Origin of the sequence: Amycolatopsis sp. NPDC049868 (assembly GCF_044461365.1) — a bacterium.
Classification (GTDB): domain Bacteria; phylum Actinomycetota; class Actinomycetes; order Mycobacteriales; family Pseudonocardiaceae; genus Amycolatopsis.
The window spans coordinates 150,628-176,807 of sequence record NZ_JBITKV010000004.1; the positions used below are offsets into that span (position 1 = coordinate 150,628).

General features: G+C 69.4%; 25 protein-coding genes. 9 read left to right on the forward strand and 16 right to left on the reverse strand.

Annotated elements, in window-relative coordinates:
* Positions 1-64: 64 nt before the first annotated feature.
* Positions 65-1,615 carry a BTAD domain-containing putative transcriptional regulator gene (locus ACIBTM_RS19255; protein WP_395878376.1) on the forward strand — a complete coding sequence of 517 codons (1,551 nt, stop codon included), beginning with the start codon at positions 65-67 and terminating at the stop codon, positions 1,613-1,615.
* Here ACIBTM_RS19255 and ACIBTM_RS19260 read toward each other — a convergent pair whose 3' ends face one another.
* The 6 genes from ACIBTM_RS19260 to ACIBTM_RS19285 form a co-directional block, all read right to left on the reverse strand.
* Positions 1,616-3,214: an alpha-amylase family glycosyl hydrolase gene (locus ACIBTM_RS19260; protein WP_395878378.1), complete on the reverse strand. Its 1,599-nt coding sequence runs from the start codon at positions 3,212-3,214 to the stop codon at positions 1,616-1,618. It lies immediately after the preceding gene.
* Positions 3,215-3,262: 48 nt separating this feature from the next.
* Positions 3,263-4,132, reverse strand: a complete 870-nt coding sequence (locus tag ACIBTM_RS19265; protein ID WP_395878380.1) for a carbohydrate ABC transporter permease — start codon at positions 4,130-4,132, stop codon at positions 3,263-3,265.
* Complete coding sequence (locus tag ACIBTM_RS19270) at positions 4,129-5,103, reverse strand: carbohydrate ABC transporter permease (protein ID WP_395878382.1); 975 nt, start codon at positions 5,101-5,103, stop codon at positions 4,129-4,131. Before ACIBTM_RS19270 ends, ACIBTM_RS19265 begins: the two co-directional genes overlap by 4 nt.
* On the reverse strand, positions 5,081-6,454 hold the full coding sequence (locus ACIBTM_RS19275) for an ABC transporter substrate-binding protein (protein ID WP_395878384.1): 1,374 nt from the start codon (positions 6,452-6,454) through the stop codon (positions 5,081-5,083). Before ACIBTM_RS19275 ends, ACIBTM_RS19270 begins: the two co-directional genes overlap by 23 nt.
* Before the next feature lie 215 nt (positions 6,455-6,669).
* Positions 6,670-7,674, reverse strand: coding sequence for a LacI family DNA-binding transcriptional regulator (locus ACIBTM_RS19280; protein WP_395878386.1), 1,005 nt, complete (start codon positions 7,672-7,674; stop codon positions 6,670-6,672).
* 32 nt (positions 7,675-7,706) lie between these two features.
* Positions 7,707-8,903 carry an MFS transporter gene (locus ACIBTM_RS19285; RefSeq protein ID WP_395878388.1) on the reverse strand — a complete coding sequence of 399 codons (1,197 nt, stop codon included), beginning with the start codon at positions 8,901-8,903 and terminating at the stop codon, positions 7,707-7,709.
* Positions 8,904-8,960: 57 nt separating this feature from the next.
* Here ACIBTM_RS19285 and ACIBTM_RS19290 point away from each other — a divergent pair, with 57 nt between their 5' ends.
* Together ACIBTM_RS19290 and ACIBTM_RS19295 are read left to right on the forward strand one after the other, a co-directional pair.
* Positions 8,961-9,506 carry a hypothetical protein gene (locus ACIBTM_RS19290; protein ID WP_395878390.1) on the forward strand — a complete coding sequence of 182 codons (546 nt, stop codon included), beginning with the start codon at positions 8,961-8,963 and terminating at the stop codon, positions 9,504-9,506.
* Positions 9,507-9,620: 114 nt separating this feature from the next.
* Positions 9,621-11,009: a PepSY-associated TM helix domain-containing protein gene (locus tag ACIBTM_RS19295; protein ID WP_395878392.1), complete on the forward strand. Its 1,389-nt coding sequence runs from the start codon at positions 9,621-9,623 to the stop codon at positions 11,007-11,009.
* Here the strand turns inward: ACIBTM_RS19295 and ACIBTM_RS19300 are convergent.
* Positions 10,999-11,895, reverse strand: a complete 897-nt coding sequence (locus tag ACIBTM_RS19300; protein ID WP_395878394.1) for an SDR family NAD(P)-dependent oxidoreductase — start codon at positions 11,893-11,895, stop codon at positions 10,999-11,001. The two genes, ACIBTM_RS19295 and ACIBTM_RS19300, sit on opposite strands and share 11 nt — an antisense overlap.
* A gap of 79 nt (positions 11,896-11,974) precedes the next feature.
* Here ACIBTM_RS19300 and ACIBTM_RS19305 point away from each other — a divergent pair, with 79 nt between their 5' ends.
* A complete protein-coding gene (locus ACIBTM_RS19305; protein WP_395878396.1) occupies positions 11,975-12,550 on the forward strand; it encodes a TetR/AcrR family transcriptional regulator in 576 nt (191 codons plus the stop codon).
* Here ACIBTM_RS19305 and ACIBTM_RS19310 read toward each other — a convergent pair.
* Both ACIBTM_RS19310 and ACIBTM_RS19315 read right to left on the reverse strand, forming a co-directional pair.
* Entirely contained in the window at positions 12,448-13,812 is a 1,365-nt protein-coding gene (locus ACIBTM_RS19310; protein ID WP_395878895.1) for an MFS transporter, read from the reverse strand. The genes ACIBTM_RS19305 and ACIBTM_RS19310 overlap by 103 nt on opposite strands.
* Positions 13,813-13,933: 121 nt before the next feature.
* Positions 13,934-14,575: a TetR/AcrR family transcriptional regulator gene (locus ACIBTM_RS19315; RefSeq protein WP_395878398.1), complete on the reverse strand. Its 642-nt coding sequence runs from the start codon at positions 14,573-14,575 to the stop codon at positions 13,934-13,936.
* A gap of 112 nt (positions 14,576-14,687) precedes the next feature.
* Between ACIBTM_RS19315 and ACIBTM_RS19320 the strand changes: the two genes are divergently transcribed.
* Positions 14,688-15,536, forward strand: a complete 849-nt coding sequence (locus ACIBTM_RS19320) for a shikimate dehydrogenase (RefSeq protein ID WP_395878399.1) — start codon at positions 14,688-14,690, stop codon at positions 15,534-15,536.
* Positions 15,526-17,316 carry a bifunctional sugar phosphate isomerase/epimerase/4-hydroxyphenylpyruvate dioxygenase family protein gene (locus ACIBTM_RS19325; RefSeq protein ID WP_395878401.1) on the forward strand — a complete coding sequence of 597 codons (1,791 nt, stop codon included), beginning with the start codon at positions 15,526-15,528 and terminating at the stop codon, positions 17,314-17,316. Before ACIBTM_RS19320 ends, ACIBTM_RS19325 begins: the two co-directional genes overlap by 11 nt.
* Here ACIBTM_RS19325 and ACIBTM_RS19330 read toward each other — a convergent pair.
* Positions 17,293-17,823 carry a hypothetical protein gene (locus ACIBTM_RS19330; RefSeq protein ID WP_395878402.1) on the reverse strand — a complete coding sequence of 177 codons (531 nt, stop codon included), beginning with the start codon at positions 17,821-17,823 and terminating at the stop codon, positions 17,293-17,295. The two genes, ACIBTM_RS19325 and ACIBTM_RS19330, sit on opposite strands and share 24 nt — an antisense overlap.
* Before the next feature lie 105 nt (positions 17,824-17,928).
* Here ACIBTM_RS19330 and ACIBTM_RS19335 point away from each other — a divergent pair, with 105 nt between their 5' ends.
* A complete protein-coding gene (locus tag ACIBTM_RS19335) occupies positions 17,929-18,504 on the forward strand; it encodes a TetR/AcrR family transcriptional regulator (RefSeq protein ID WP_395878404.1) in 576 nt (191 codons plus the stop codon).
* Between the two features lie 35 nt (positions 18,505-18,539).
* Here ACIBTM_RS19335 and ACIBTM_RS19340 read toward each other — a convergent pair whose 3' ends face one another.
* The 4 genes from ACIBTM_RS19340 to ACIBTM_RS19355 form a co-directional block, all read right to left on the reverse strand.
* Positions 18,540-19,004 carry a hypothetical protein gene (locus ACIBTM_RS19340; protein ID WP_395878406.1) on the reverse strand — a complete coding sequence of 155 codons (465 nt, stop codon included), beginning with the start codon at positions 19,002-19,004 and terminating at the stop codon, positions 18,540-18,542.
* A gap of 83 nt (positions 19,005-19,087) precedes the next feature.
* Positions 19,088-20,263: a 4-hydroxybenzoate 3-monooxygenase gene (locus tag ACIBTM_RS19345; protein ID WP_395878408.1), complete on the reverse strand. Its 1,176-nt coding sequence runs from the start codon at positions 20,261-20,263 to the stop codon at positions 19,088-19,090.
* 32 nt (positions 20,264-20,295) lie between these two features.
* Complete coding sequence (locus tag ACIBTM_RS19350; protein ID WP_395878410.1) at positions 20,296-21,066, reverse strand: IclR family transcriptional regulator; 771 nt, start codon at positions 21,064-21,066, stop codon at positions 20,296-20,298.
* A gap of 12 nt (positions 21,067-21,078) precedes the next feature.
* Positions 21,079-22,317, reverse strand: a complete 1,239-nt coding sequence (locus tag ACIBTM_RS19355; RefSeq protein ID WP_395878412.1) for an ArsB/NhaD family transporter — start codon at positions 22,315-22,317, stop codon at positions 21,079-21,081.
* Between the two features lie 71 nt (positions 22,318-22,388).
* On the opposite strand from ACIBTM_RS19355, the gene ACIBTM_RS19360 reads away from it, so the two are divergent.
* Entirely contained in the window at positions 22,389-23,612 is a 1,224-nt protein-coding gene (locus ACIBTM_RS19360) for an FAD-binding protein (protein WP_395878414.1), read from the forward strand.
* Here the strand turns inward: ACIBTM_RS19360 and ACIBTM_RS19365 are convergent.
* Positions 23,609-23,959, reverse strand: a complete 351-nt coding sequence (locus tag ACIBTM_RS19365; RefSeq protein WP_395878416.1) for a hypothetical protein — start codon at positions 23,957-23,959, stop codon at positions 23,609-23,611. The two genes, ACIBTM_RS19360 and ACIBTM_RS19365, sit on opposite strands and share 4 nt — an antisense overlap.
* Before the next feature lie 134 nt (positions 23,960-24,093).
* On the opposite strand from ACIBTM_RS19365, the gene ACIBTM_RS19370 reads away from it, so the two are divergent.
* Positions 24,094-25,248: a PLP-dependent aminotransferase family protein gene (locus tag ACIBTM_RS19370; RefSeq protein WP_395878896.1), complete on the forward strand. Its 1,155-nt coding sequence runs from the start codon at positions 24,094-24,096 to the stop codon at positions 25,246-25,248.
* Positions 25,249-25,455: 207 nt separating this feature from the next.
* Here the strand turns inward: ACIBTM_RS19370 and ACIBTM_RS19375 are convergent, their stop codons facing one another.
* The gene (locus ACIBTM_RS19375) at positions 25,456-26,160 is read right to left on the reverse strand and encodes a FadR/GntR family transcriptional regulator (protein ID WP_395878417.1); all 705 of its coding nucleotides are present in this window, start codon (positions 26,158-26,160) and stop codon (positions 25,456-25,458) included.
* Positions 26,161-26,180: the final 20 nt, after the last annotated feature.

Sequence of the window (26,180 nt, forward strand, 5' to 3'; positions counted from 1 at the left end):
ACGTACGCCGATGACGTCGTCCGACGGTCGCCGCCGCGGTCAGGGCTCGCCTACCGTTCCGCGCATGTCCCAGCTACCGCAGGAAGTCCGGTACCGCTTCACCGTGCTCGGCCCGCCGGGGTTCACCAGCGGCGGCACCCGGCTGGACCTCGGTTCGCCGCAACAGCAGGCGGTGTTGATGCTGCTGCTGGCCAACGCGGGCAGTTTCGTCCGGACCGGCGAGCTGATCGACGGGCTCTGGGGCGAGCGGGCGCCCGCGACCGGCGAGGCCGTCATCCGGACCTACATCTCCCGTCTCCGGCGGCTGCTCTCCTTGCAGGGATTGGGTTCGGCGATCGTCTCGCGATCCGGCGGGTACCGGCTGGATCCGGATCGCTTCGAGGTGGACGCGGTCGAATTCGCCGGGTTGATCGAGCGCGCGCGTCAGGCGCACACCGTGGAGACGGCGGCGAAGCTGCTGGAGCGGGCGCTCGGACTGTGGACCGGAACCGCGCTGGCCGGAGTCCCCGGCGAAGCGGCCGAGCACGAGCGTTCGCGGCTGGAGCGGCTGAAACTGACCGCCACCCAGGAGCTGCTTCGGCTGCGCCTCGAACTGGGGGAACACGACGAGGTGATGGCCGAAGTGCCCGCGCTGATCGAGCGCAATCGCCTCGAGGAACCGCTGTACGAGATCTACCTCCTCGCCCTCCATCGCGGCGGGCGCCGCGCCGAGGCGCTTGAGCTCTACCGGGCGATCCACGACCTGTTCGACACGGAACTCGGGGTCCGGCCGGGACCGAAACTGCGGGCGCTGCACGAGAAGGTGCTTCGTGCCGAGGACGAGCGGACGCCCACATCCCGTGGACCGGACCCGCTGTTCGTCGGACGTGAACGCGAACGCGCGGAGTTCCGGCGGCTGCTCGCGAGAGGCGGGGTGCTGTTCCTCACCGGCGCCCCCGGAATCGGGAAGTCGACTCTGATCCGGAAGTTCGCCGACGACGCGGCGGCCATGGGCAAACCCGTGCGACTGTTCGACGGGCTCGACGATCCGGCGGAGGTCTTGCGCCGACTGCCCGGAGACGTCGCGGTCGTGATCGCGGGCCGGAGCGGCCCGGACGCCGCGTTGCTGGTCGATCCGGCGTGGTCGGGGCGGATCACGATCCGGAAGCTCGAACCCTTGAGTGACAACGAGTCCGCGGCGTTGCTCGAAGCACGCGGTGTCGCCCCGGAGCTTCGGAAGTCCATTGTGGACTTCGCGGCGGGGAACCCGTTCGCGCTCTCCCTGGCCGCCGAAGTCAGCAGGTCACCGCGAGCGGACGCGGCGCGCTACGTGGTGGACACCGTTTATGCGAACCTGGCCGGTGATCCGCCGACGGAGGCGCATCGCTGGGCGTTGTACGTGTGCGCCCAAGCGGACCACACCACCGAAGACCTCCTCAGGTCCGTGCTGCCGGGAGGACGGTCTTCGGAGCTGTTCGACTGGCTCCGTGCCCACCCCTGCGTCGAGACCGCCACCCACGGCCTCGTCCTCGGCGGTGTGCTCCGCGAGGTGCTCGACAGGCACCTCCGATGGCGTGACCCGGCGGGCCGCGCACGGATGCGCGGCCGGATCAGCCGGGTCACGACCGGCCGGTGATCAGGTGAGCAGCCACACCGCCGTATCCGTCGGGAGCTCACTGTCGACGGGGCCACTGGCGATGAGCACCTCGCGATGCGGCGGGAGCGGCACGGGCCGGTCCGAGAAGTTCAGTACGAAGGTGAAGCCCGGCTCCCGGGTGAAGGCGAGCACGCCGTCGCCCAGCGCCAGCCACTCCAGCTCACCGGGACCGAGCGCGGGAAGTTCGTCCCGCAGACGCAGACCGGAACGGTAGAGCCGGAGCATCGACGCCGGCTCGGCCGCCTGGGCCTCCGCCGTACTGGAACGCCATTCCTCGGGCTGGGGCAGCCACGCCCCACCGGTGCCGAAACCGAACGGCGGCGCGTCACCGGACCAGGGGAGCGGGACACGACAGCCGTCACGGCCGGGGTCCGCGCCGTTCGTCCGGGTCCACACCGGATCCTGACGGAGTTCGCCCGGGATGTCCTCGATCTCCCACAGGCCGAGCTCTTCCCCTTGGTAGACATAGAGCCCGCCGGGCAGCGCCATGGTCAGCAACGCCGCCGCCCGTGCCCGGCGGGTCCCGAGTCCGAGGTCCACCGGGGTGCCGTGCAACCGGTCCGCGAACGCGAACCCGGTGTCGCTCTCGCGGCCGTACCGGGTCACGTGCCGGGTGACGTCGTGGTTCGACAGCACCCAGGCCGCGGGCGCACCGACCTCCTCGTGCGCCGCCAGCGTGCGCTGGATGACCTCTCTGAACCGGGCGAAATCCCAGGGACACACCAGGAAATCGAAGTTGAACGCCGCATGCAGTTCGTCGCGGCGGAGGTACCGTGCGGCCCGGGACATATCCGGCAGCCACATCTCGCCGACCAGCACCCGGTCGCCCGGGTAGCTGTCGGCGATCTTGCGCCACGCCCGGTAGATCTCGTGCAGTCCCTCCTGATCGGAGAACGGCGTCTCGTCACCGGGATCGACGTCGGGCAGCAGCGGGTCCTTGACCAGCCCGTCGGCGACGTCGATGCGGAAGCCGTCGACCCCGCGGTCGAACCAGAACCGCAGCACGTCCTCGAAATCGGCGCGGATCTCCTGGTTGTCCCAGTTGAAGTCGGGCTGGCGCGAGCTGTACAGGTGCAGGTACCACTCGCCGTCCGGGACCCGCGTCCACGCCGGCCCGCCGAACCGCGACTTCCAGTTGTTCGGCGGCTCGGAGCCGTCCGGCCCACGGCCCGGCCGGAACCAGAACCGTTGCCGCTCCGGCGATCCCGGCTCGGCGGCGAGTGCTTCGGCGAACCAGCGGTGCTCGTCGGAACAGTGGTTCGGCACGATGTCGATGATCACGCGGATCCCCTTGGCGTGGGCCGCGGCGATGAGGTCCTCCGCTTCGGCGAGTGTGCCGAAGAGCGGGTCGACCTCCCGGAAGTCGGCGACGTCGTAGCCGCCGTCGTCCATCGGCGACGGATACCACGGGGTGAACCAGATCGCGTCGATCCCCAGTTCGGCCAGGTAGTCCAGCCGCGCGCGGACCCCGGCGAGATCGCCGACGCCGTCACCGTTCCCGTCCGCGAAACTGCGGAGGTAGACCTGGTAGATCGCCGCGCTCCGCCACCATCCGGCGGCCTGCCCTGATGCGGTCACGGAAAATGCCCTCCCAATCGTTGGTGGAAACCCCGAATGCGGCGAGAGTCAGCCTTTGAGACCGCCGGCGGTGAGCCCGGCGAGGATATGGCGCTGGAACGCCAGGAACAGCGCCACCATCGGCAGGCTGGCCAGCACCATGCCGGCGACGAGCACGTTCAGCGGCATGTCGATGGCCACGCGTTGCAGCATCACCGACAGCGTCTGCTTTTCGGTGTCCGGGAACACCAGCAGCGGCCAGATGAAATCCTTCCACGCGGCCACCACCGCGAGGATCGAGACCACGGCCAGTATCGGCCGGGAGATCGGCAGGATGATGCGCCAGAGGGTGCGCACCGGTCCCGCGCCGTCGAGCCGCGCGGCCTCGATCAGCTCGTCCGGGATCTGGTCGAAGAACCGTTTCAGCAGGTAGATGTTGAACGCGTTCGCGGCGGCTGGCAGCCAGACCGCCGCCGGTGAGTTGATCAGGTTGAGGTCCAGCAACGGCAGGTCGGTGATCGTCACGTAGGTCGGTACCAGCAGGGCCGCGGCGGGGAGCATCAACGTCGCGAGCATCAGCCCGAGCACGACGTTGCCGAACTTCGGCCGCAGCTTCGACAACGCGAACGCCGCGGGGACGTCGATCGCCAGCTGGGCCAGCCAGGCGCCTCCGGCGACGATGACGGTGTTGAGGAAGTACTTGCCGAGGCTCAGCTGGTCCCATGCGTCGGCGAAGGTCTCCGGATGCCACTCGCCCGGGACGAACGTCGCCGGCGTCTGCGCCAGTTCCTGGGGCGACTTCATCGCACCGGTCACCGCCCAGTACAGCGGGAAGAGGAACGCGATGACGAACAGGAGCAGCGTGCAGGCGAAGATCACGGCGTACCCGATCTTGCCGCCGGGGCTGCGAAACGTGCTGGGGGAGACGAGCGTCCTCATGACTCATCCGCCTTCCGGGTCAGGCGCACGTACAACGCGGAGAACACCCCGAGCGCGACGAACAGCAGCAGGCTCAACGCGCTCGCCGAGCCGAAGTCGTTGTAGACGAAGGCGTAGCGGTACAACAGCAGGAGGACGGTGACGGTGGAGTCGTCCGGTCCGCCGCCGGTCATCACGTAGGGCTCGGTGAACACCTGCATGGTCGCGACCACTTGCAGCAGCAGGAGCACCAGCAACACGAACCTGGTCTGCGGCAGGGTGACGTGGATCAGGCGTTTCCACAGCCCCGCGCCGTCCAGCTCCGCGGCTTCGTAGAGCTCGCCGGGGATGGTGCCGAGCGCGGCGAGATAGATCAGTGTGGTGCTGCCCATGTTCGCCCACGTCGACACGAACACCAGCGACAGCATCGAGGTGTCGCTCGAGTCGAGCCATTGACCGCCGGGCAGGCCGACGGCGCCGAGCGCGGAGTTGAACAGGCCGGCACCCGGGTCGTAGAACCACTTCCACATCAGGGCGGTGACCACCGGTGGCAGCATCACCGGCAGGTAGACCGCGAGCCGGAAGAACGCCTTGGCGTGCCGCAGTTCGTTGAGCAGCACCGCGGTCAGGAACGGCACCACGAACCCGAAGACCAGCGCGAGCCCGGTGAACAACAGCGTGTTGCGCCAGGCGACGCCGAACAGCGGGTCTTCGAACAGGCGGGTGAAGTTGTCGAAACCGACCCACGTCGGCGGGTTGACGAAGTCGACCTGCTGGAAGCTCAGCAGCACCCCGCGCACGATCGGATACCACGAGAACAGGGCGAACACCACGAGCGCGGCGCACAGCAGGCCGTACGCGGTGACGTTCTCCTTGAGCTTGCGGCGCAACCGGTTCCGGCGGCGTTCGGCCGCCGAGGCGACCGGACGACCGGCCCGCGACGACGCTGTCGCGGGCCAGTCGAGGACGCTACTTGACCTGGGCGAGGACACTGTTGACCTTCGACTCCGCCGACGACAACTGCTGATCGATATTCGCGTTCCGATCGGTGAGCACCGCCTGCATCACGCTGTCGAGGACGGCGTAGACCTGCTGCGCGTTCGGTGGTTCGATACTGCCCTTGATCCGCGAACTGGAGTCCACATAGGACTGGTAGTTCTCGGCGGGAACGTTGGCATGCTTGGCCTTCACCGCGAGCTGCTGATCACGGACGGCGCCCTGCCAGACGTCCGGGGTCGGCTCGGCGGGCAGCCCGACCGGCTGCTTGCCGTCGACGTACTGCTGGACGTGTTTCTCGAAGCGCTCCGGGTTGAGGTACTTCCAGCGGACCCATTCCAAGCCCGCCTTGATCTTCTCCGGCGAGGCCTTGGGGTTGATCATGTAACCCTCACCGCCGAGCAGCGTGCCCTGCCCGCCCGGCATCCCCGCGACGCCGTAGTCCTCGTATTTGCCGTTGAACTGTTTGACGAGCACCGGAATGTTGTCCGGGGCGGCCATGTACATGCCGAGCTGGCCGGCGCCCATCATGCGCTGGACGTCCTGCGCTTCGAGCAACTGCTTGCCGCCCATGGTGTCGTCGTCCCAGCGCATGGCGCGCAACTGGTTCAGCGCGGCCTTGGCCTTCTCGTTGTTGAAGGCGGCGACCCATTTGTCGCCGTCCTTGCGGGCGACCTCGCTGCCCATGGAGTAGAGCCAGCCGGTCAGATGCCAGCCGCCCTGGTTGTTCTTGCTGTAGTCGGCGTATCCGACGGTGCCGTTGCCCAGCGCGGCGATCTTCTTGGCGGCGGCGCGGACCTCGTCCCAGGTCCGCGGCGGCTTGTTCGGGTCCAGCCCGGCCTTCTGGAACAGCGGGCGGCTGTAGAGCAGGCCCATGCTGTAGTTCATCGTCGGCAGGCCGTAGAGCTTGCCGTCGGCATCCCGGAAGTTGTCCAGTAATTCCGGTTTGATGTCGCCGAAGTTCTTCAGGCCCTTGGCCGCTTCGGTGATGTCGGCGGCCTGGCGGCGCGCGATGATCTGCGCCGGGTCGGTGAAGTAGACGTAGTAGACGTCTTCGAGCTGCCCGCCGGCGAGTTTGGCGGAGAAGGTCTTCGGGTCCATGAACCCTTCGTGCGGCTCGATGTCGATGTCCGGGTGGCTCTCCTCGAACTCCTTGACGTCGGCGTCGAACACGCCGCGCTCGAACGGCTGGCTGGTCGGGGGCTGACCGGTCACGGTGATCTTGACCTTGCCCCCGGGGCTTTCGCCGGAGCCGGAACCGCAGGCGGCCACCCCCAGGGTGAGTCCGCTCGCGAGGAGCAGGCAGAACATCCGGCGGCGCACGGTGGGGGACCAAGTGCTGCTCATCTTCAAGCCTCATCTCGGGATCGCGACGGCTGTCACGTGATTGCGGTCACTCTAAAGTGAAGGCCCGATCAACGCAATAACTGGATGAGAACTTGCAACTTTGCGACAGGCGCGGTCGCGGGGTGCTTCAAGTACATGAAGGCCCCCTTCACTGCGCTAGGCGCAAGGAAGGGGGCCTTCATGTACTTGGGGCGCGACGCCCCGCAATTAGTCGGCTAAACGCGGCGCGCGGTGGAGCCCCGGACGACGAGTTCGGGCGCGAACAGCAGCTCCTCGGCCGCCACTTCTCCGCCGTTTATGCGCTTGACCAGTAGTTCCACCACGGCACGCCCCATCGCCTCGATCGGCTGACGGGTCGTGGTGAGCGGCGGATCGGTGCAGTTCATCAGGGCGGAATCGTCGTAGCCGACCACCGAGATGTCTTCGGGGACGGACAGTCCTTGCCGCCGGGCCGCGCGGATCGCGCCCAGTGCGAGGAGGTCGCTCGCGCACAGGACGGCGGTCGCGCCGCGCGGGTACAGCCGGGCCGCGGCCGCGTGCCCGCCTTCGATGGAGAACATGCCGTGTTCGACGAGTTCGTCCAGGACCGGGAGCCCGAGTTTCCCCGCGTAGGCGCGGAAGGCCTCAAGTTTGCGCTGGGACGGCACGTGGTCGTTCGGACCGAGGACGAGGCCGATCTTCTCGTGGCCGAGTGAGCTCAGATGCCCGACGACCTGTTCGACGGCGACCGCGTCGTCGCACGAGATCTGCGGCAGCCCGAGGTGGTCGACGGCGGCGTTGATCAGCACCGTCGGCAGGCGGCGTTCGGCGAGATGGTGGTAGTGGGAGTGCACCGCGTCGGCCTGGGCGTAGAGCCCGCCGGCGAACACGACACCGGAGACCTGCTGCTGCAGGAGCAGTTCGACGTACTCCGCCTCGGAGACGCCGCCCGCCGTGCGGGTGCACAGCACCGGGGTGAAACCCTGCTGGGCCAGCGCGTTGCCCATGATCTCGGCCAGCGCGGGGAAGATGGGGTTCTGCAGTTCGGGAAGGACCAGTCCGACCAGGCGGGCGCGATCCCCGCGCAGCTGGGTCGGCCGTTCGTAGCCCATCACGTCCAGCGCGGTGAGGACGGCGGCCCGGGTGTTCGCGGAGACCCCGGACCGGCCGTTGAGCACTCGGCTGACCGTGGCTTCACTGACCCCGACCTTGCGGGCGACTTCGGCAAGACGACGCGTCATGGCTGAAACATTACCGCAAGCGAGCGCAAAAACTAGACACTCTTGATCGGTGCGGTCGCCCGAAAGCCACGCGAGGAAGGCACGAGAGCGGCGGCCGCCGGAGCGGCGAAGCAGACGACCGCACAGGCCGCCAGCACCGGCGCCGCCCCGAACCGGTCGATCGCGGGTGCGATGAGCGCGAGCCCGGCGGGCGCGAGGCCGTAGGAGAACAGGAAGTCCAAAGAGGACACCCGCGCGAGCTTCCCCGGTTCGACCTCCCGCTGGGTCGCGGTGAACCAGGGGACGTTGAACAGTTCGATGCCCAGCCCGGCGACGGCGTAGGCGGCGATGACGAAGACCGGGTGCACCGGGAACAGCAGGCTCAGTGGCGCGAAGCCATAGCAGCCGAGCCCGGCCAGCGCCGTCCAGCCTTGCCGCTTCGGGCGCCAGCGCGCGATGACGACGGCGCCCGCGAGCGCGCCGAGTGTGTACGCGGTGAGCCCGGCGGCCAGTACCGTTTCGCTGTCGTAGCGGTCGCGGCTGACCAGCGGCAGCACCACACCGGTGGCGGAATAGCCGGTCGCGACGACGGCGGTCAGCGCGCCGAGCCCCGCCAGGAACCACGGGTGGCGGCGAGCTTCACGGAGACCGTCGGCGAACTCGCCGAAGAAGCGGGTCCCGGTGGCGGCCGGGGCGGGCGTGAAAGTGCCTCGCGGCGGGATCAGCGCCGCGCCCAGCCACAGCACGCCGGTCCCGATCACCAGGGCCGATGTCGAGGCGAACTGGGAGAGCAGAGCGGTGAGCCCCGGCGCGACCAAGGTCGTGACCCGGACGGCGAGGGTCATCGCGGCGTTGGCCTGCTGGCGCCGGTCTTCGGCGATCACCTCGGCCGTCAGCGCTTGGAACGCCGGACGGCACGCGCCCTGCCCGACGCCGACGACGGCGGCCGCGGTGGCCATCAGCAGGACCGATCGGCCCATCCCGGTGGCGATCAGCGGAGTGGCGAGACCGGCGATGAGACCGGCCCAGAGCACGACCCCGCGGCGGGAGTGCCGGTCGGCCAGTACGCCCGCCACCGGGACGGCCACGAGGAATCCCGCCGTCCGCGCGGCGAGCACGATGCCGAGGTCCACAGCCGAAAGCGACCGTTCCAGCACCGCCAGCCCGAGGATGAACGGCAGGGCCCAGGTCGCCAGCCCGGAGGCGGTGTTCCCGGTCCAGAGCCGGAGGAACGACAGGCTGCGGAACACCGGGGTGACGATAGCAAGGAGAGACAACGGGCCCGTTCGCGCTCTACTCTGCCTCCCGTGCGCACGCCGACCCCGACCCGAGGCCCGGCCAGGCGCCTCCGCGGCGGGGCCGTGGGGGTCCTGACCGGCACTTTGGCGACCGGTGCCCACGTCGGGACCAGCGGTCGCATACCCGACCTCGGCGTCGTCGTGCTGCTCGTCGCCCTGCTGAGCTGGGTGGCGTACGCGTTCGCGGGACGCCGCCGTGGCCCGCTCACCATCCTCGGTCTGGTGGCGGGCGGGCAGCTGGCGATGCACGCCTGCCTGAGCTTCCTGACCTGGCAGTCACATGCCCAGCACACCGAATCCCCGGGCAACGGCCTGTCCATGGCGGCCGGGCACGCCGCCGCGACCCTCGTGGTGGCGATGGTGCTCGCGGGTGCCGAGCACGTCATGTACGCGCTCACGAACCTCATCGCTTCGGTTCTTCCCCGACGCTTGACACCGCGGCCGGCGACGGCGCCGCTGCGGATCCACGTCCCGCTCGCGGTGGAGTTCCCCGCGACCGAGGCACTCCTGCGAGACGTGCTTTCCCGGCGCGGCCCGCCGGTGACGTCCGCCTGATCCCCGAAACCCTGCCGAGACCCGTGTCGCGGCAGGGCTCAGCGCGCGTGCCGTGACCATCCCGGCGCGCGGCGCAGGCGCACGCCTCCCCACCGACGCCTCAGGAGTTCCTCCATGGCAACGCGAATCGAATCGACCACGAGCCCGCCGCGCGCGACCGGCTGGCGCGGCTTGATCCTCCGTTTCCACTTCTACGCCGGCGTTCTCGTCGGACCGTTCATCCTCATCGCCGCGCTGAGCGGCGTTCTCTACGCGGCGACGCCGCAGATGGAGTCCTGGATCTACTCCGATCAGCTCCGCGCCCCCGTCGGACTGAGCCAGGTTTCACTCGCCGATCAGGTCAAGGCGGCTCAAGCCGCCCACCCCGGCGGCGACCTCGTCGCCGTCCGGCCCGCTCCCGAGCCGGGTGACACCACCCGCGTGCTGTTCGCCGAGGAAGGTCTCGGCGAGTCCGAACGGCGCGCGGTGTTCGTCGATCCCGCCACCGCACAGGTGCGCGGTGACCTCGTCGCGTACGGCTCAAGCGGCGCCTTGCCGTTCCGGACCACACTCGACCAGTTGCACCGCAACCTGCTGCTCGGTGAGCCCGGGCGGCTCTACAGCGAACTCGCCGCGTCCTGGCTGTGGGCGGTCGCGCTCGGCGGCCTCGTGCTGTGGGTGAGCCGCCGTCGTGCCCGCCGGGCCGAGAAAGCCGAGTCCGCGCGCGGGAAGTCGGTACGCCGTCACGGATCCGTCGGTCTGTGGGTGCTGCTCGGCGCGTTGTTCCTGTCCGCGACAGGGCTGACGTGGTCGGCCTACGCGGGCGAGAACGTCTCGGCGCTGCGCGAGTCCCTTGGCTGGGCCACTCCGGCGTTGAAGGTCACTGGTGCCGACGAACACGCCGGCCACGCCGGTCACGGCGAAGCCCCCGCCGCACCGGCGCCCGCGAAGCCCGAGAGCGTGGACGCGATGCTGGCCTCCGCCCGTGCGGCCGGGATCGACGCCGCGTCGGTGGAGATCGGGCTGCCCGCGAAACCCGGCGCTCCTTGGCAGGTGGCGGAAATCGAGCGCGGCTGGCCGACGCAGGTCGACGCCGTCGCGGTCGACGGGACCACCGGGCAGATCCTGGGCGAGGTGCGATTCGCCGACTACCCGCTGATGGCGAAGCTCGCCCGCTGGGGGATCGACGCGCATATGGGCGTGCTGTTCGGCTGGCCCAACCAGCTCGTGCTGCTCCTGCTCGGCGGCGGTCTGGTCACGCTGGTCGTGCTCGGCTACCGGATGTGGTGGCAGCGCAGGCCGACCCGGGCCACCGGGCTGACCTTCGGACGGCCCATCCCGCGCGGTCAGTGGCGCAAGGCGCCGCCCGGGCTGCTGGTGGGTCTCCTCGTCCTGGCCGCCGCGATCGGCTGGTTCGTGCCGCTGCTCGGCATCAGCCTGCTCGCGTTCCTGGTGATCGACCTGGTGCTGGGCCTGCGATCCCGTGGCCGGTCCACACCGGACTCGACCGACGTCACGGTGTGAGTTCCGCGCTCGCCGCCCACAACCGGGCGGCGAGCGCGGTGTCGGCGAGCTTCCCGCGGACCGGCTCCCGCCTCGGCTCACCGCGCAGGCCGAACACGCGGGGGCCGAACATCTCGCCGCCGCGCACGGAAGGATCGAGTACGGCGCGCACCGCGGGCCAGGCACCGGCTTCCTTGCCCTGCAACAGAAGCCCGGCAGGGAACTTCCGCCCGGCCGTCTCGGGGTGCACCGGCCTCGGCGGGGTCAGGGAATCGAGCGCGCCACCGGGATGGTCGACGACGCTCAGTACCGTGCTCCCGGCCGCGCGCAGCCGCCTGTCGAGTTCGAAGGCGAACAGCATCTGCGCCAGCTTCGAGCGCGCATAAGTGCGTTTGGGCTGGTAGTCCCGTTCGCTCTGGAGGTCGTCCAGATCGAGTTCCGCGGACTTGCCCACGAAGCTGCCCGTGGTGACGACGCGGCCGGCTTCCGCCGCTTCGAGCAAGGGCATCAACCGGTGTACCAGCACGAAATGCCCGAGATGGTTGGTGGCGAAGGTCAGTTCGAGGCCATCGGCGGTCTCCCGCCTCGGCTGGTCTTCCAGGAGTACGCCCGCGTTGCAGACGACGGCGTCGAGCCGCTCGATCTCCAGAGTGTCCACTGAGGACTTGAGGGACGCGGGATCGGAAAGATCGAGCCGCAGGTGCCCCAGCCTCCCGTCCGGCACCAGGGAACGGATCGAAGCGATCGCCGCCTCCGCCTTGGTGGTGTCCCGGCTGCCGAGGAGCACGGTGGCGCCGGTTCCGGCGAGCTGTTCGGCGACGAAGTAGCCGATCCCCGCGTTGCCGCCGGTGACCAGGAAGGTCTTGCCGTCGGCACGCGGCAGGTGGTGGACGTCCCAGTGACTCATGGCGCGCTCCTCGAATTCGAAGTCACTCCGAAGATACACTCGCTACGAATTCGGAGTGACTTCGATGTATCGTGGTCGTATGGGAGCGACCGAGCCGGGCAGGCGTGAACGCAAGAAGGCGGCGACACGCCAAGCCCTGTCGGGGGCGGCGCGAGACCTGTTCCTGGAACGGGGCTTCGACAACGTCACCGTCGCGGAGATCGCCGACGCCGCGGACACGGCGGTGTCCACGCTGTTCGCGCATTTCCCGGGTGGCAAGGAGGCACTGATCCTCGGCCACGGCCACGAACGCGAAGCGGCATTGGCCGCCGCGGTGCGTGACCGGGCCGAGGGCGCATCGATCCTGCAAGCGCTGCGGGACTTCCTCGCGACCCGCGGCCCGTTCGACCCGGATCCCGATCCACTGGCGCGCCGGGTCGCGGATCTGGTGGTCGCCACCCCGGCGCTGCGCGCCTACGCCAGGGCGCTGTGGACCGGGTGCGAGGACGCGCTCGCGAAGGTGATCGCCGAAGCGTCGGGGCAGGACGATTTCTCCGTGCGGCTGCTGGCGCGCTACGTCCTGGAGGTCCCGGACCTGGCCGGGGTGGAGGCGGATCCCGCCGCCGCGCTGGACGCCGCGTTCGCCTTTTTGCGGCGAGGCTGGCCGGGGTTCTGACCGGCCGCGCCGAGGTCCTCGGTCGGCACGTCGTGCGTCTCGCGTGCGGTGAGCGCGGCCGCGGCGCTGACCAGGCACACCGCGGCGGTGAAGCCGGCGACGCCGAGCCAGTCGCCCTTCCCCGAGCCGATCGCGGCCACCACGCTCGGGGCGAATCCGGCGATGGCGAACCCGATCTGGGTACCGATCGCCATCCCCGAAAGACGGACCTTGGCACTGAACATCTCGCCGTAGAACGACGGCCACACCCCGTTGACGGCGCTGTAGGCGACGCCGAACAGCAGGATGCCGACGGCGAAGATCAGCGGATACGAACCGTCCGAAATGGACCACAGGTACGGGAAGATCAGCACCGCGCAGGCGAGACAGCCCGCGATGAACACGGGTTTGCGGCCGATCCGGTCGGAAAGCCCTGCCAGTAAGGGGATCGCGAGCAGTGCGACGACGTTGGCCAGTACGCCGACCCACAGGATCGGCCCGCGGTCCAGTCCGATCGTGTTGACCGCGTAGCTCAACGCGTAAACGGTGAAGATCGTGCTGACCGAGGCGATGGTGGCCGCGACGACGACGCGGAGCACGTCCTTCCAGTGCGTCCGGAACAGCACCGCGACCGGCAGTTTGGCGACGTCGGACCGGTTCTGCTCGAACACCGGGGTTTCGTCGATCTTGCGCCGGATCACGAAGCCGGCGACCACGACGGCGGCGCTGCACCAGAACGGGATCCGCCAGCCCCAGGTGAGCAACTGGTCCTGGGGGAGTGCGGCGATCGGCAGGAAGACCGCGGTGGCGAGGATCTGCCCGGCCTGGGTGCCGCTGAGGGTGAAGCTCGTGTAGTGGCCGCGCCGGTGGGACGGCGCGTGTTCCAGCGACATCGAGTTGGCACCCGCCTGCTCGCCGGCGGCCGAAAGTCCTTGTAGCAGGCGGAGGACCACCAGCAGGACCGGCGCGAGCACACCGACGGAGGCATATGTCGGCAGACAGCCGACGAGGAATGTCGTGGCGCCCATCAGCAAGAGCGTGAACACCAGAACCTTCTTGCGGCCCAGCCGGTCGCCGACGTGCCCGAGCACGAACGCGCCGACCGGGCGGGCGAGATATCCGACGCCGAAGGTCGCCAGCGCGAGCAGGGTGCCGGTGGCGGGGGAGGAGGCGGGGAAGAAGACCTTGTTGAACACCAGTGCGGCGGCGGTTCCGTAGATGAAGAAGTCGTAGTACTCCAAGGCGCTGCCGATCCAGGCGGCCAGTGCGGCCTTGCGGGGCATGCCTTGCGTGACAGGGGAGGGAGAGGCCACGTCGACGCTCCAAGATGCGATCCAGCAATGTACGATCTAGTTAGTTAATACAGCGTGCGAGACGGTGCCCCGGTTGTCAAGAGCCGGGATTTCAGGCGGTCAGGTACTCGATGACCAGGTCGCCCAGCATCCGGCGATAGTGGTCGCGGCGCGCGGGGTCGAGCATGTCCCGGCCGAAGATCGCCGAGAAGGTGTGCCGGTTCGCGAGGCGGAACACGCAGAACGAGCTGATCACCATGTGCACGTCGAGTGCGTCGACGTCGTCGCGGAACCGGCCGGCTTCGCGGCCGCGGTCGAGGATGCGGGAGAGCACGTCCAGGGCCGGGTTGGCCATACCGGACAAGGCTTCCGAACGTGCGATGTGCTCGCCGTGATGGATGTTCTCGATGCTCACGAGCCGGATGAAGTCCGGGTTCGCCTCGTGGTGGTCGAAGGTGAGCTCGGCGAGCTGACGGATCGCTTCCTCGGGTTCGAGGTGGTCGACGTCCAGATCCTGTTCCAGCGCGCGGATGGTCGCGTACGCCCGCTCCAGCGCGGCGACGTAAAGCTGCTCCTTGCCGCCGAAGTAGTAGTAGATCATCCGCTTCGTGGTGCTCGTGCGAGCGGCGATCTCGTCCACCCTCGCGCCGGCGTACCCCTTGTCGGCGAACTCCCTGGTGGCCACCGTGAGGATTTCGGCGCGGGTGCGTTCCTTGTCGCGCTGGCGCTCGACCTCGGACGACGGTGCGGCCACCTGACTCCCTCCGAACCGCTGGTGGAAGGCCTCACTCTAGCGCAGCCCTTCTCGTGTCGACTGGTCCGCGCTACAGTGAACTCACTAGTTCGTACATTAACGGAGGATCTTGGTGAGCAGCTACCTCATCGGCCTGGTCGGCACCGGCATCGGGCCGTCGCTGAGCCCGGCGCTGCACGAACGGGAAGCCGACGAACTCGGGCTGCGCTATCTCTACCGGCGCCTCGATCTCGATGTGCTGAGGCTGCCGATCGGTGAGGTGCTGGCCGCCGCCCGGACCGCGGGCTTCGACGGTCTCAACATCACTCATCCGGTGAAGCAACAGGTGTTGCCGTATCTCGACGAGGTCGCACCCGACGCCGCGGCGCTCGGCGCGGTGAACACGGTGGTGTTCCGCGAAGCGCTCGCGACCGGGCACAACACGGACGCGACCGGTTTCGCCCGCAACCTCACCCAAGGGCTGCCGGACGCCGACATGGACACCGTCGTCCTCCTGGGCGCGGGCGGGGCGGGTGCGGCGGTGGCCCACGCCCTGCTCTCCCTGGGCACCGGGCGGCTGATCGTCCACGACGTCGACGCCGCGCGAGCCGGAACCCTGGTCTCCGCGCTGCGAAGGCGTTTCGGTGACGACCGGGCCTTTTCCGGTTCCCTGGACGACGTCCGGGGTGCCGACGGCCTCGTCCACGCCACGCCGACCGGGATGGCGGCGTACCCGGGGTCGCCGGTTCCCGCCGAGTCGCTGCGGGCGGGGATGTGGGTGGCCGACATCGTGTACCGGCCGCTGGAGACCACGCTGCTCAAGCAGGCGCGCGAGCGGGGCTGCCGGACGCTGCACGGCGGCGGAATGGTGGTCTTCCAGGCGGCGGACTCGTTCCGCCTCTTCACCGGCGCGGAGCCGGACGCCGACCGGATGCTCCGGCATTTCGAAGCGCTGGAAGGAAAGCCCGTCCATGTCCGGTGACACCGCCATCGCGACCGTCTGCCTTTCCGGCACGCTCGAGGACAAACTCGCCGCGGCCGCCGCGGCGGGTTTCCACGGTGTCGAGATCTTCGAGAACGACCTGATCGCGTCGAGGAGGTCGCCGTCGGAGATCCGCCGGCTCTGCGCCGATCTCGGGCTCACGATCGACCTCTATCAGCCGTTCCGCGATTTCGAGGCGGTGCCGCCGGAACTGCTCCGATCGAACCTTCGCCGGGCGCGACGGAAATTCGATCTCATGACCGAACTCGGGGCGGACACCGTCCTGGTCTGTTCGTCGGTTTCGCCTGACGCCGTCGACGACGACGATCTCGCCGCCGCGCAGCTACGTGAACTGGCCGAACTGGCGGGGGAGCGCGGGATCCGTGTCGCCTACGAAGCGCTCGCGTGGGGCCGGTTCGTGAACACCTACGAGCACGCGTGGCGTATCGTGCGCCGGGCCGATCACCCGGCCTTGGGCGTCTGCCTCGACAGCTTCCACATCCTGTCCCGGCGCGGCGATCCCCGCACGATCCGGACGATCCCGGGGGAGAAGATCTTCTTCCTGCAACTGGCCGACGCGCCCTTGCTGGACATGGACGTGCTGCACTGGAGCAGGCACCACCGGCTCTTCCCGGGACAAGGCTCGTTCGACCTGACCGCGTTCACCGGGCACGTGCTGGCGGCCGGCTATCGAGGTCCGCTTTCGTTGGAGGTCTTCAACGACGTCTTCCGGCAGGCGGATCCGCGGCCCGCGGCCGTCGACGCCATGCGATCGCTGGTGGCCTTACGCGAATCCGTTGGCGCCCTTGAAGTTCCCGAGGCTCCTCGGCTGCTCGGGCCCGCCTTCGCGGAGCTCGCCGTTCCGGGGGCCGTGCTCGCGGATCTCGGTTTCGCACACGTCGGGACACATCGCTCGAAACCGGTTCAGCTGTGGCAACAGGGATCGGCGCGGTTGCTGGTGAACGAAGCCGCCGCGGACGGCACGATCGGCGCGCTCGGCCTGATCAGCGCGAACCCGGCCGGATCGGCGCGGCGCGCGGAGACCTTGCTCGCGCCCGTGCTGCCCCGCGAGCACGGCCCCGGCGAGGCGGACCTTTCCGCCATCGCCGCGCCGGACGGCACCGAGATCTTCTTCTGTGGCGACGATGAATGGCTTAAGGACTTCGTTCCGACCGGGACGGCGCCGGCCGGGACGGGGATCACCGGCATCGACCACATCGCCTTGACCCAGCCTTTCGACCATTTCGACGAGGCGACGCTGTTCTATCGTTCGGTGCTGGGTCTGCGGCCGGAACCGGTGTCCGAGTTCGCGGCGCCGTTCGGGCTGGTGCGCAGCCGCGCGGTCGGTGATCAGGACGTCCGCTTGACACTGGACAGCGCACTGGTGAGGCGAGGGGAGTGGGCGCCGGGAGTGCCTTCGCCGCAACACATCGCTTTCGCGTGCGACGACGCGATCGCCGTCGCACGCGCCATGCGGGAGGGTGGTGCGCCGGTACTGGAGATTCCCGGGAACTACTACGACGACCTCGAAGCGCGGTTCGATCTGCCGTTCGCCGCGCGGCTGCGGGAGAACTCGGTGCTGTACGACCGTGACGAGCACGGCGAATTCCTGCACTTCTGCACCGAGCTGGCCGGGTCCCGGGTCTTTTTCGAGGTGGTGCAACGGATCGGCGGCTATCGCGGCTACGGCGTCGTCAACACGCCGGTGTACATGACCGCGCATCGGGAGCGCCGCCTCAGCCTCGCCCAGGCGACGTCAGCGGCCGAGGCGGATCGCTGAGACGAGGAAGAACACCCCGCCGAGTGCGGCGTATCCGGCCAGGTTCACGAGTGAGGCGTCCGGCTGCGTGGCTTGCAGGACGAAGGAGGCGCCGGCGAGGGTCGAGATGGCCCCGCTGGCGATCATCGCCCACTGGCCGCCCAGTTTGCGGCGGCCGATGCCGACGGCGAGCTGGACGAGGCCCGACACGACCGCCCAGACGCCCCACACGCGCAGAACCGCCGGGATACCGGACGCGGCGGCGAACGCGAGGCCGATTCCGGCGATCGCGCTGATCGCGATGTTCACGTACAGGCCCGATGCGGGCTTCGTGTCCTGCGACGAGCGAAGGTCGATGACGGCGGCGACGACGTCGAACAGCGGGTACAGCACGAGCAGCGCGACACTGACCGGCCCGAGCTTCGACGCACTCGTGAACAGCAGGCCCGCCCATACGAGGGCGAAGCCGAAACGAACGAAGTACAAGCGCCGGAGGACTGGCGCGAGGCTGGCGGTAGGGCTGCTCACAAGAGCTCCTTGCGATAGGTGAGGAGAACGTTCGGTCTACCCCGAGACTGGCAGTGCCGGGCGGCAGCGTCAAGACCGAACGTTCTATCCCGTAAGGTGGCCGTAATGTCAAAAGGTCAAGCGTCCGAAGCGCGCACAAGGCTGCTCACCACGGCGACCAGGCTCTTCTACACGGAGGGCATTCACTCCGTGGGCATCGATCGGATCGTGGCCGAGGCCAAGGTGACCCGAGCGACCCTCTACCGGCATTTCCCGGGCAAGGACGATCTGATCGTCTACTACCTGCAGGAAGCCGACCAGGCGATCCGTGGCCAGATCGAAGCCATCGTCGCCAAGGGGGCGGCGGCGCCCGACACGCTGCGGGCGATCGCCGCGAACATCGCGGAGGGCATCCGGTCACCCGGTTTCCGCGGTTGCGCCTTCCTCAACGCCGCGTCGGAGTACCCGGACCCGGCCTACCCCGTGCACAAGGCCGTCCTCGCCCACCGGCACTGGTTCGCGGGGGTGATCACCGAGGTGCTGGCCGGCTTGGGAAGCGCCCGGGCCGGGGTCGCCGCCCGGCGCTTCGTCCTGCTGCGGGACGGCGCGATGGCCACCGGCTGCCTGACCGATCCCGCGCCGATCTGTGAAACGTTCCTTGAGGGAGTCGAAGACCTGCTGCGGCTTCACGTCACCTCGTGAGCGGACTCGATGATCGCCGCTCACGAGGCGAGGCGTCAGCTCGGCGGCTGCTGTGCCGGAGGATTGGGCTGCTGAGCGGGCGGGGCGTAGCCCGGCTGCGCGGCCGGGTAGCCCGGCTGGGGCGCCATCGGATAGCCGGCCGGCGGCGCGAAGCCCTGCTGCTGCCGAGAAGGACGGCCGCTCTTGACGACCGCGATCGCGACCAGCAGCCAGGACAGCAGCGAGGCGGTGTCGAACACCATGGCGACCGCCAGGTAGATCCAACGGATGGCGTCGATGGAGAGACCGCCGGAGTCGCTCCAGTCCGGCACGTTCAATGCCAAGAACTGCCACACGATGCCCATCACCGTCGTGGCGAGCATGATCGCGAAAGCGGCCACCATCAGGCCGGAGATTCCCCGAGCGCGTCCCTTGACCGAGACGATCAGGCCGAGCAGGCCCACCGCGAGTTGCAGTACCAGGGGGATGGTCTCGATGCTCGCGAACGTTAAGGGTGACATGCCTGCCTTTCACAGCTCTCCGCCGGAGATCGGGACGTCCGGCCACGCCGGGTGATCCTATGCGGTGACGACGCCTCGTGTGGTCAGAACCCGATGGGCAGTCCCGCGTAGTTCTCCGCGAGCCCGGCCCGGCCCGCCTCGCTCCGGGCCAGCCAGTGCAGCTGGGAAAGCTGGAGTTGCCGGTCGAACGGGTCGTCCGAGCGGTGCAGCATCGTCGTCATCCACCACGAGAAATGCGTACACCGCCAGACCCGGCGCAGCGCGGTGTCGGAGTAGGCGTCGGCGAGCGTGAAGTCCTTGTCCCGCACCAAAGCGGCCAATGCGGGGGCGAGGAGGGCGACGTCGGCGACGGCGAGGTTGAGGCCCTTGGCGCCGGTGGGCGGCACGATATGGGCGGCGTCGCCGGCGAGGAAGAGGCGGCCGTGCCGCATCGGCTGCTGCACGAAACTGCGCATGGGCAGCACACTCTTGTCGGTGATCGGTCCCGGCGTGAGGGTCCAGCCGTGCTGGCCGTGGCCGAGCCGGGTCGCGAGCGCCGCCCAGATCCGCTCGTCGGACCAGGCGCCGATGTCGGTGCCGTTGGGCACCTGCAGATACAGCCGGCTGACGGTGGCCGAGCGCATCGAGTGCATGGCGAAACCGTCGGGATGCCACGCGTAGATGAGCTCGTCGGTCGACGGGGCGACGTCGGCGAGGACGCCGAGCCACGAGTACGGATAGGTGCGCTCCCAAGTCTGCTTCGCGGCGTCGGGGATCGCGGTACGGCAAGGCCCGAAGGAGCCGTCGCAGCCTACGACTACGTCGGCGTCCAGCCGTTGCTGTACTCCGTCCGCGTCGGTGAAAGTGACGTACGGCCGATCGGTCTCGATGTCGTGCACGGCGGTGCCGGTGACCTCGTAGTGGATCTGCTGACCAGCTGCCTCACGTGCCTTGCCGAGGTCCTTCGTCACCTCGGTCTGGCCGTAGACGGTGACGCTTCGCCCGACCAGGTCCACGAAGTCGAGATGGTGCCTTTCCTCCGGCCACTGCAGGTAGATCCCGCGGTGCTCGTCGCCCTCCCGGTCGAGCCGGTCGCCGAGACCGGTCGCGCGGAGAAGATCCACTGTGGACTGTTCGAGGATGCCCGCCCGGATCCGCGCCTCGACGTACTCGCGCGAGCGGGTCTCCACGAGCACCGATTCGACCCCCGCCAGATCGAGCAGATGCGACAGGAGGAGTCCGGCCGGGCCGGCGCCGACGATGGCGACTGGGGTACGCATGACCGGAGTCTGGTCGGGTGCCGGCCGAAGTCCTAGCGTTCGCTTCCACTCAGTGAAATCCGCAGACTCCGGCCGATCCCGGCGGCCGCGACCTGGAGCGCGGAGATCAGCCGGGCCCGGCCACGGCTCAGATCCGGGACGACCAGGCCGAGCGCGGCGACGACGTCGCCACCGGCGGGCCGGATCGGGACGGCGACCGAGCAGGCGCCCCGGCTCATCTCCTCGACGGTCTGCGCGTAGCCCTCCCGGCGGACACGTCGCAACTGTTCGCGCAGGCGCCCGGGCTGGGTGACGGTGTACGGCGTGACGCGGGTGAGCGCGGCGAGCACCCGGCGCTGGACGTCCTCCGGCGCCCAGGCCAACAGGACCTTCCCGACCCCGGTGGCGTGCAGTGGCAGCCGTCCGCCGATCCGGCTGACGACCGGTACGGACGCGTTCCCGGACAGCCGGTCGAGGTAGAGCACCTGGTCACCGTCCCGCTCGCCGAGGTGCACGGTGGCGCCGGTCGCGCCGTAGAGATCCTGGAGGAACGGTGCGGCGACCTGCCGCAGTTCGAACTGGACGGGGGCGAGCAGCCCGAGGTCCCACAGCCGCCTGCCGACGGCGTACCGGTCTTCGCGTCGCTCCAAGGCGCCCAAGCCCACGAGATCGCGCGCGAGCCGGTGCGCGGTGGGCAGTGGCAGGCCGGCGCGGCTCGCGAGTTCGGTCAGCGACAGCTCGCGATGGTCGACGTCGAAGGCGCCGAGCAGCGCGAACGCCCGCGAGACGACACCGGCGCCGGGCGTGGACAGATTGCCGGGCATCCGTTCATGTTCTCACTGAGTGGAAGTCAGGGCTAGCCCGAGCCACAGACCGGCGACGGCGAGCACGATGGACGGCGGAACGGTCAGCAGCCCGAGCCGGGTGAACTCGCCCAGATCGGCCCGGGTGTCGTGCCGGTGCAGGATCCGCCGCCACAACAAAGTGGCCAGCGAGCCGACGTAGGTGAGGTTCGGGCCGAGGTTGACCCCGATCAGCACGGCCAGCACCACCGGTGTCCCGCCCGCGGTGGCCAGCGGCAGTAACACGAGCACCGCGGGCAGGTTGTTGATCAGGTTGGCGAGTACGGCCGCCACCGCGGCGGCGCCGAGCAGGGCGAGGAACGAGGTCGACGTCGGCACCAGATGGCCGAGCGCCTCGTCCAGTCCATTGTCGACCACGGCGCGGACCACGATCGCCAGCGCGAGCACGAAAGCGACGAAGGGGATGCTTGCCGCGCGGACGATCGCGGCCGGGGAGGTCCGCCGCCGCACGAGGGCGCGGCAGGCCAGGACGGCGGCACCGGCGAACGCGGCCCATGCGGGGCTGACGTCCAGCAGCGACGTCACCACGAAGCCTGCCAGCGTCAGGCCGAGCACGACCAGGACGAACGCCGGGACCTTCCCGGCCGCGACCACCTTCCCGCCACGCGGCCGGGCCGCCAGATCGGCGGCGAAGAACCGGCGGAACACCAGGTATTCGGTGAGCACCGCCGCGAGCCAGGGCAAAGTCATCAGCGCGGTGAACCGCAGGAACGAGATCCCGGTCGCGGCCACGGCGAGCAGATTGGTCAGATTGGACACCGGCAGCAGCAACGAGGCCGAGTTCGCCAGATGTGTGCAGGCGTAGGCGTGTGGTTTGGCCCGCGCGCCCATCCGCGCGGCGGTGGCGAACACGACCGGGGTCAGCAGCACCACGGTGGCGTCCAGGCTGAGCACCACGGTGACCGCCGCCGCGACCACGAACACCGCGGGCAGCAGCCGTCGCGGCTTTCCCCGGCTGAACCGCGCCATGAGCGTTCCCGCCGCCTGGAACAGCCCTTCGTCGTCGCACAGTTTGGCGAGGACGAGCACCGCGGCGAGGAAGCCGACGACCGGGGCGAGCCTCGTGACCTCGTCGACGGCGTCGGGGAACGAAATCGCCCCGGACGCCAGCACGATCCCGGCGGCGGGGACGGCGGCGACCGCCTCCGGAAGGCCACGTGGCCGGATCACCGCGAAGGCGAGGACGATCAACAGGAGCGCGATGGACACCATCTCGCCGGGAATGCCGGTCAGCGCGAACCTCCTCGGTGTGGAGCCACCCTCGGCAATCTAAGCTGAGCCTGGTGCGCGAGACGAACTGGGCGGGCAATCGGACCTTCACCGCGGAGCGGCTCCTCCGCCCGCGCGACCTCGACGAGGTTCAAGAAGCGGTCGCCCGGGCGACCGCCGTCAAGGCGCTCGGCAGCAGACACTGTTTCAACGACATCGCGGACTGTCCGGGTGGTGTCCTGCTCGACTTGTCCGCGCTCGACCCGGAGGTCGCCCTCGATCCGGAGTCGGCGACGGTCACGGTGCCCGCGGCGGCACGCTACGGCGACATCGCCGTCCAGGTGGACGCGGCCGGTTTCGCGCTGGCCAACCTCGCTTCACTGCCTCATTGCACCGTGGCGGGCACCGTCGCGACGGCGACCCACGGCTCCGGGCGGCGTAACCAGAGCTTGGCGTCGGCCGTGTCCGGTTTGGAGCTCGTCACCGCCGACGGCGAGGTGAAGACGTACTCCCGGCACGACGGAGTCGTGGTCGGGCTCGGCGCGCTGGGTGTGGTGACGCGGCTGACCCTCGACCTGGTGCCGTCCTTCGACCTCCGCCAGGACGTCTTCGACGGCCTGCCCTGGGAGTCGGTGTACGACCACTTCGACGAGATCCAGGACGCGGGTTACAGCGTCAGCCTGTTCACGAACTGGGCTCGCGGCGAGGTCGACCAGGTCTGGGTCAAGGGACCGGGGCGGCCGGGCGCGGACTTCTTCGGCGCGAAGGCGGCGGACGGGCCGCGGCATCCGGCCCACGCGGCGGGTATCCCGGCGGACAACTGCACGCGGCAGCTCGGGATCGGGGGACCATGGCACGAACGGATCCCGCATTTCCGCCTGGACTTCACACCCAGCGTCGGGAACGAACTCCAGACCGAGTACTTCGTGCCCGTCCGGCACGCCGTCGCGGCGATGGAGGCGATGCGCGCCATCGGAGACCGGCTGGCACCCGTCCTGCTCACCTCGGAGATCCGCACGGTCGCGGGAGACGATCTGTGGCTCAGCCCGTTCCACGGTGGCGACCGGGTGGCACTGCATTTCACCTGGCTGCCGGACGAGGACGCGGTCCGGGCGCTGTTGCCCGTCATGGAGGACCGGCTGGCGCCGTTCGAGGTCCGGCCGCATTGGGGGAAGCTCTTCCATCGGGCGGCGGACTACCCGAAACTGGCGGATTTCCGGGCGCTGGCCACCGAACTGGACCCGGACGGCAAGTTCCGGAGCCCGTTCGTCCGGCGGCACGTGTTCGGGGAGCGTTAGTCCGACTGCGACCACGCTGCGACGGGGAGTGAGAGATACACGCCGACGTCGTCGATCCCGGTCGCGGACTCGATGCTCGTGCGCAGCAGGTCCACTCGCTCCTGGCGGTTGTCGGCCCGGCTCGGGAACCATTTCGACCGGACCTCGACCAGGAGATCGAGTCCGAAGCGGTCGAACGGTCCAGGCGTGCGGAAGCGCAGTTCCACGTCGCCCGGCTGGAGGTCGCCGTCGTAGGGCTCCTCGGGGCATTCCACCGCGAGGGACACGAGATGCGGCAGGACCGAGCCGAGTTCGCGAAGTTTGGCGTCGGAAAGGTGGGGTGCGTAGGTGATTTCGACGAGTGGCACAGGCACAGCCTAGGACAGGCGAAACTGCTATCGTGGCGGTAGTTGCTTGCTCGCACGGGAAGATCCCCGGCTGCTGCACCGGAGCCGCACGTTTCTCCCGAGGAGCTTCCTTGTCTCTTCCCCTCGCCCGTCGGATGGACGGCGTCACCAGTTCTCCCGTGCGCGACCTGCTCGCGCTCACCGCCCGCCCGGGCGTGATCTCGTTCGCCGGCGGCGTGCCCGCGCCGGAACTGTTCGATGTGGACGGCCTCCGCGCCGCCTTCGGCCGGGCGCTCGCGGACGGGCCCGCACAGCGCGCCTTGCAGTATTCGCCAACGGAAGGGAATCCGCGGCTGCGTGAACTGCTCGCGGAACGGCTGTCCGGTCGTGGGCTCCCGACCACTGTGGACGATCTCCTGATCACCACGGGTTCACAGCAGGGCCTGCAACTGCTGAGCACCGCGTTGCTCGACCCCGGCGCCACCGTGCTGGTGGAAGAACCGGTGTACCTGTCGGCACTGCAATGCTTCCAGCTCGCCGAAGCGCGCATCGTGCCCGTTCCCGGTGACGAGGAAGGGATCGACCCGGTCGCGCTGGACGAGATCGCGGCCACGGAACGACCGTCGCTGCTGTATCTGGTCCCGACGTTCTCGAATCCGTCCGGGCGCACGGTCGGCCCGGAGCGACGCCGCGCCCTCGCGGAAGTGATCGCGCGGCACGGGTTCTGGCTCGTCGAGGACGACCCGTATCACGAACTCCGGTATCGCGGCGAACGCGAGGAACCGCTGTCGGCCCGTCCGGAACTCGCCGGGCGCACGATCTATCTCGGCACGTTCTCGAAGGTGATCTCCCCGGGGATGCGGCTGGGCTGGTTCCGGGCGCCGAGTGAGCTCCTGCGGCGAGTCGCGATTCTCAAGCAGGCGACCGATCTGCACACCTCGACCGTCGATCAGGCGGCCGCGGCCGAGTATCTGGCCGCCGCGGATCTCGACGCGCACGTGCGGCGGCTGTGCGCGACCTACCGCGTGCGCCGTGACGCGATGATGGCCGAACTGCCCGCGATCACCCCGCCCGGAACGACGTGGACCGACCCGGACGGCGGGATGTTCGTCTGGGTCACCCTTCCCGGCGGCGCGGACACGGACCGGTTGCTCCCTGAGGCGTTGCGTCACGACGTCGCTTTCGTGCCCGGCTCGGCGTTCCAGGTCGGGGAGCCGGATCGGGCGGCGTTGCGGCTCTCGTTCGCCGCGCACGGGCCGGAGACGATCGCCGAGGGGTTGCGGCGGCTGGGCAAAGTCTTGTCGCAGTGAGGTAAGTGGCGTCAGGGCGTGTCGCGAAAGCCACTTTCGCGACGTGTGATGTCCCGAAAGTGGCTTTCGCGACACGGTGCTGGGGCTCGCGCCAGCAGTCACGGCGGTCGCGCGTGAAGGACCCCTTCCCTCGGCTCAGCCGAGGAAACTCGACCTTCACAACTCGCCGAGTACATGGCGTCGGTACCTAGCGGCCCCGGACAGCGGCTAGTCGGCCTGTGGGTCCCAGGTCAGCAGCCGGACCTTGCTGACGGTCTGGACGTGCTGCCGCATCGCGTTCGCGGCCGCCTTCGGGGCGCCGGCCCGGATGGCCTCGGCGATCTTGTGGTGCTGGCTCAGTGAACGCCACGGCCTGCCGGGCTGCCGCAGCGACTCGTTCCGGCTTTCCGCGATCTGCGTGTCGATCGAGCGCATGAATTCGGCGAGGAGGGCGTTGTTCGCGGCCGCGGTGATCGCTTCGTGGAACCGGCGGTCGCCTTCGGCCCCGTGCCCGCCGTCCTCGATCTCGGACTTCATGAACTCCAGTGCCGCGTCGATGGCGGCGAGATCCGCGTCGGATCGCCGCAGCGCGGCCAGCTCCGCGAGCTTGGTCTCCATCGCTTCACGGGCTTCGAGCACTTCCGGAAGCCGGCTGCGCCGGGCGACGAGTTCGTCGACCGGTTCGACGTCGAGGTGATCGTTGCGCAGGTAGGTGCCCCCGCCGTGGCGGGACTCCAGCAGCCCCTGCACTTCGAGTACGACGATCGCCTGCTTGACCGACGCGCGGCTGACCCCGAGCCGTTCGGCGAGGTCGCGTTCGCTGGGGAGCTTGTCTCCCGCGTGCAGGCCGGACTCTTCGACGTGCGCCTTGATCCGCTCGACGACCTGCTCGTAGAGCTTCGCCCGGTTCAACCGGCTCAACGCCTCCGGCACGCGGTCCCTCCCATGACTGG

Coding starts and splice junctions, on each gene's coding strand:
- ACIBTM_RS19370 (WP_395878896.1), top strand. CDS start 24,094: ATGGACGGCGTCACCAGTTCTCCCGTGCGCGACCTGCTCGCGCTCACC.
- ACIBTM_RS19335 (WP_395878404.1), top strand. CDS start 17,929: ATGTCAAAAGGTCAAGCGTCCGAAGCGCGCACAAGGCTGCTCACCACG.
- ACIBTM_RS19355 (WP_395878412.1), bottom strand. CDS start 22,317: ATGGTGTCCATCGCGCTCCTGTTGATCGTCCTCGCCTTCGCGGTGATC.
- ACIBTM_RS19310 (WP_395878895.1), bottom strand. CDS start 13,812: ATGCCCCGCAAGGCCGCACTGGCCGCCTGGATCGGCAGCGCCTTGGAG.
- ACIBTM_RS19280 (WP_395878386.1), bottom strand. CDS start 7,674: ATGACGCGTCGTCTTGCCGAAGTCGCCCGCAAGGTCGGGGTCAGTGAA.
- ACIBTM_RS19350 (WP_395878410.1), bottom strand. CDS start 21,066: ATGCCCGGCAATCTGTCCACGCCCGGCGCCGGTGTCGTCTCGCGGGCG.
- ACIBTM_RS19265 (WP_395878380.1), bottom strand. CDS start 4,132: ATGAGGACGCTCGTCTCCCCCAGCACGTTTCGCAGCCCCGGCGGCAAG.
- ACIBTM_RS19275 (WP_395878384.1), bottom strand. CDS start 6,454: ATGAGCAGCACTTGGTCCCCCACCGTGCGCCGCCGGATGTTCTGCCTG.
- ACIBTM_RS19325 (WP_395878401.1), top strand. CDS start 15,526: ATGTCCGGTGACACCGCCATCGCGACCGTCTGCCTTTCCGGCACGCTC.
- ACIBTM_RS19255 (WP_395878376.1), top strand. CDS start 65: ATGTCCCAGCTACCGCAGGAAGTCCGGTACCGCTTCACCGTGCTCGGC.
- ACIBTM_RS19340 (WP_395878406.1), bottom strand. CDS start 19,004: ATGTCACCCTTAACGTTCGCGAGCATCGAGACCATCCCCCTGGTACTG.
- ACIBTM_RS19305 (WP_395878396.1), top strand. CDS start 11,975: ATGGGAGCGACCGAGCCGGGCAGGCGTGAACGCAAGAAGGCGGCGACA.
- ACIBTM_RS19300 (WP_395878394.1), bottom strand. CDS start 11,895: ATGAGTCACTGGGACGTCCACCACCTGCCGCGTGCCGACGGCAAGACC.
- ACIBTM_RS19295 (WP_395878392.1), top strand. CDS start 9,621: ATGGCAACGCGAATCGAATCGACCACGAGCCCGCCGCGCGCGACCGGC.
- ACIBTM_RS19345 (WP_395878408.1), bottom strand. CDS start 20,263: ATGCGTACCCCAGTCGCCATCGTCGGCGCCGGCCCGGCCGGACTCCTC.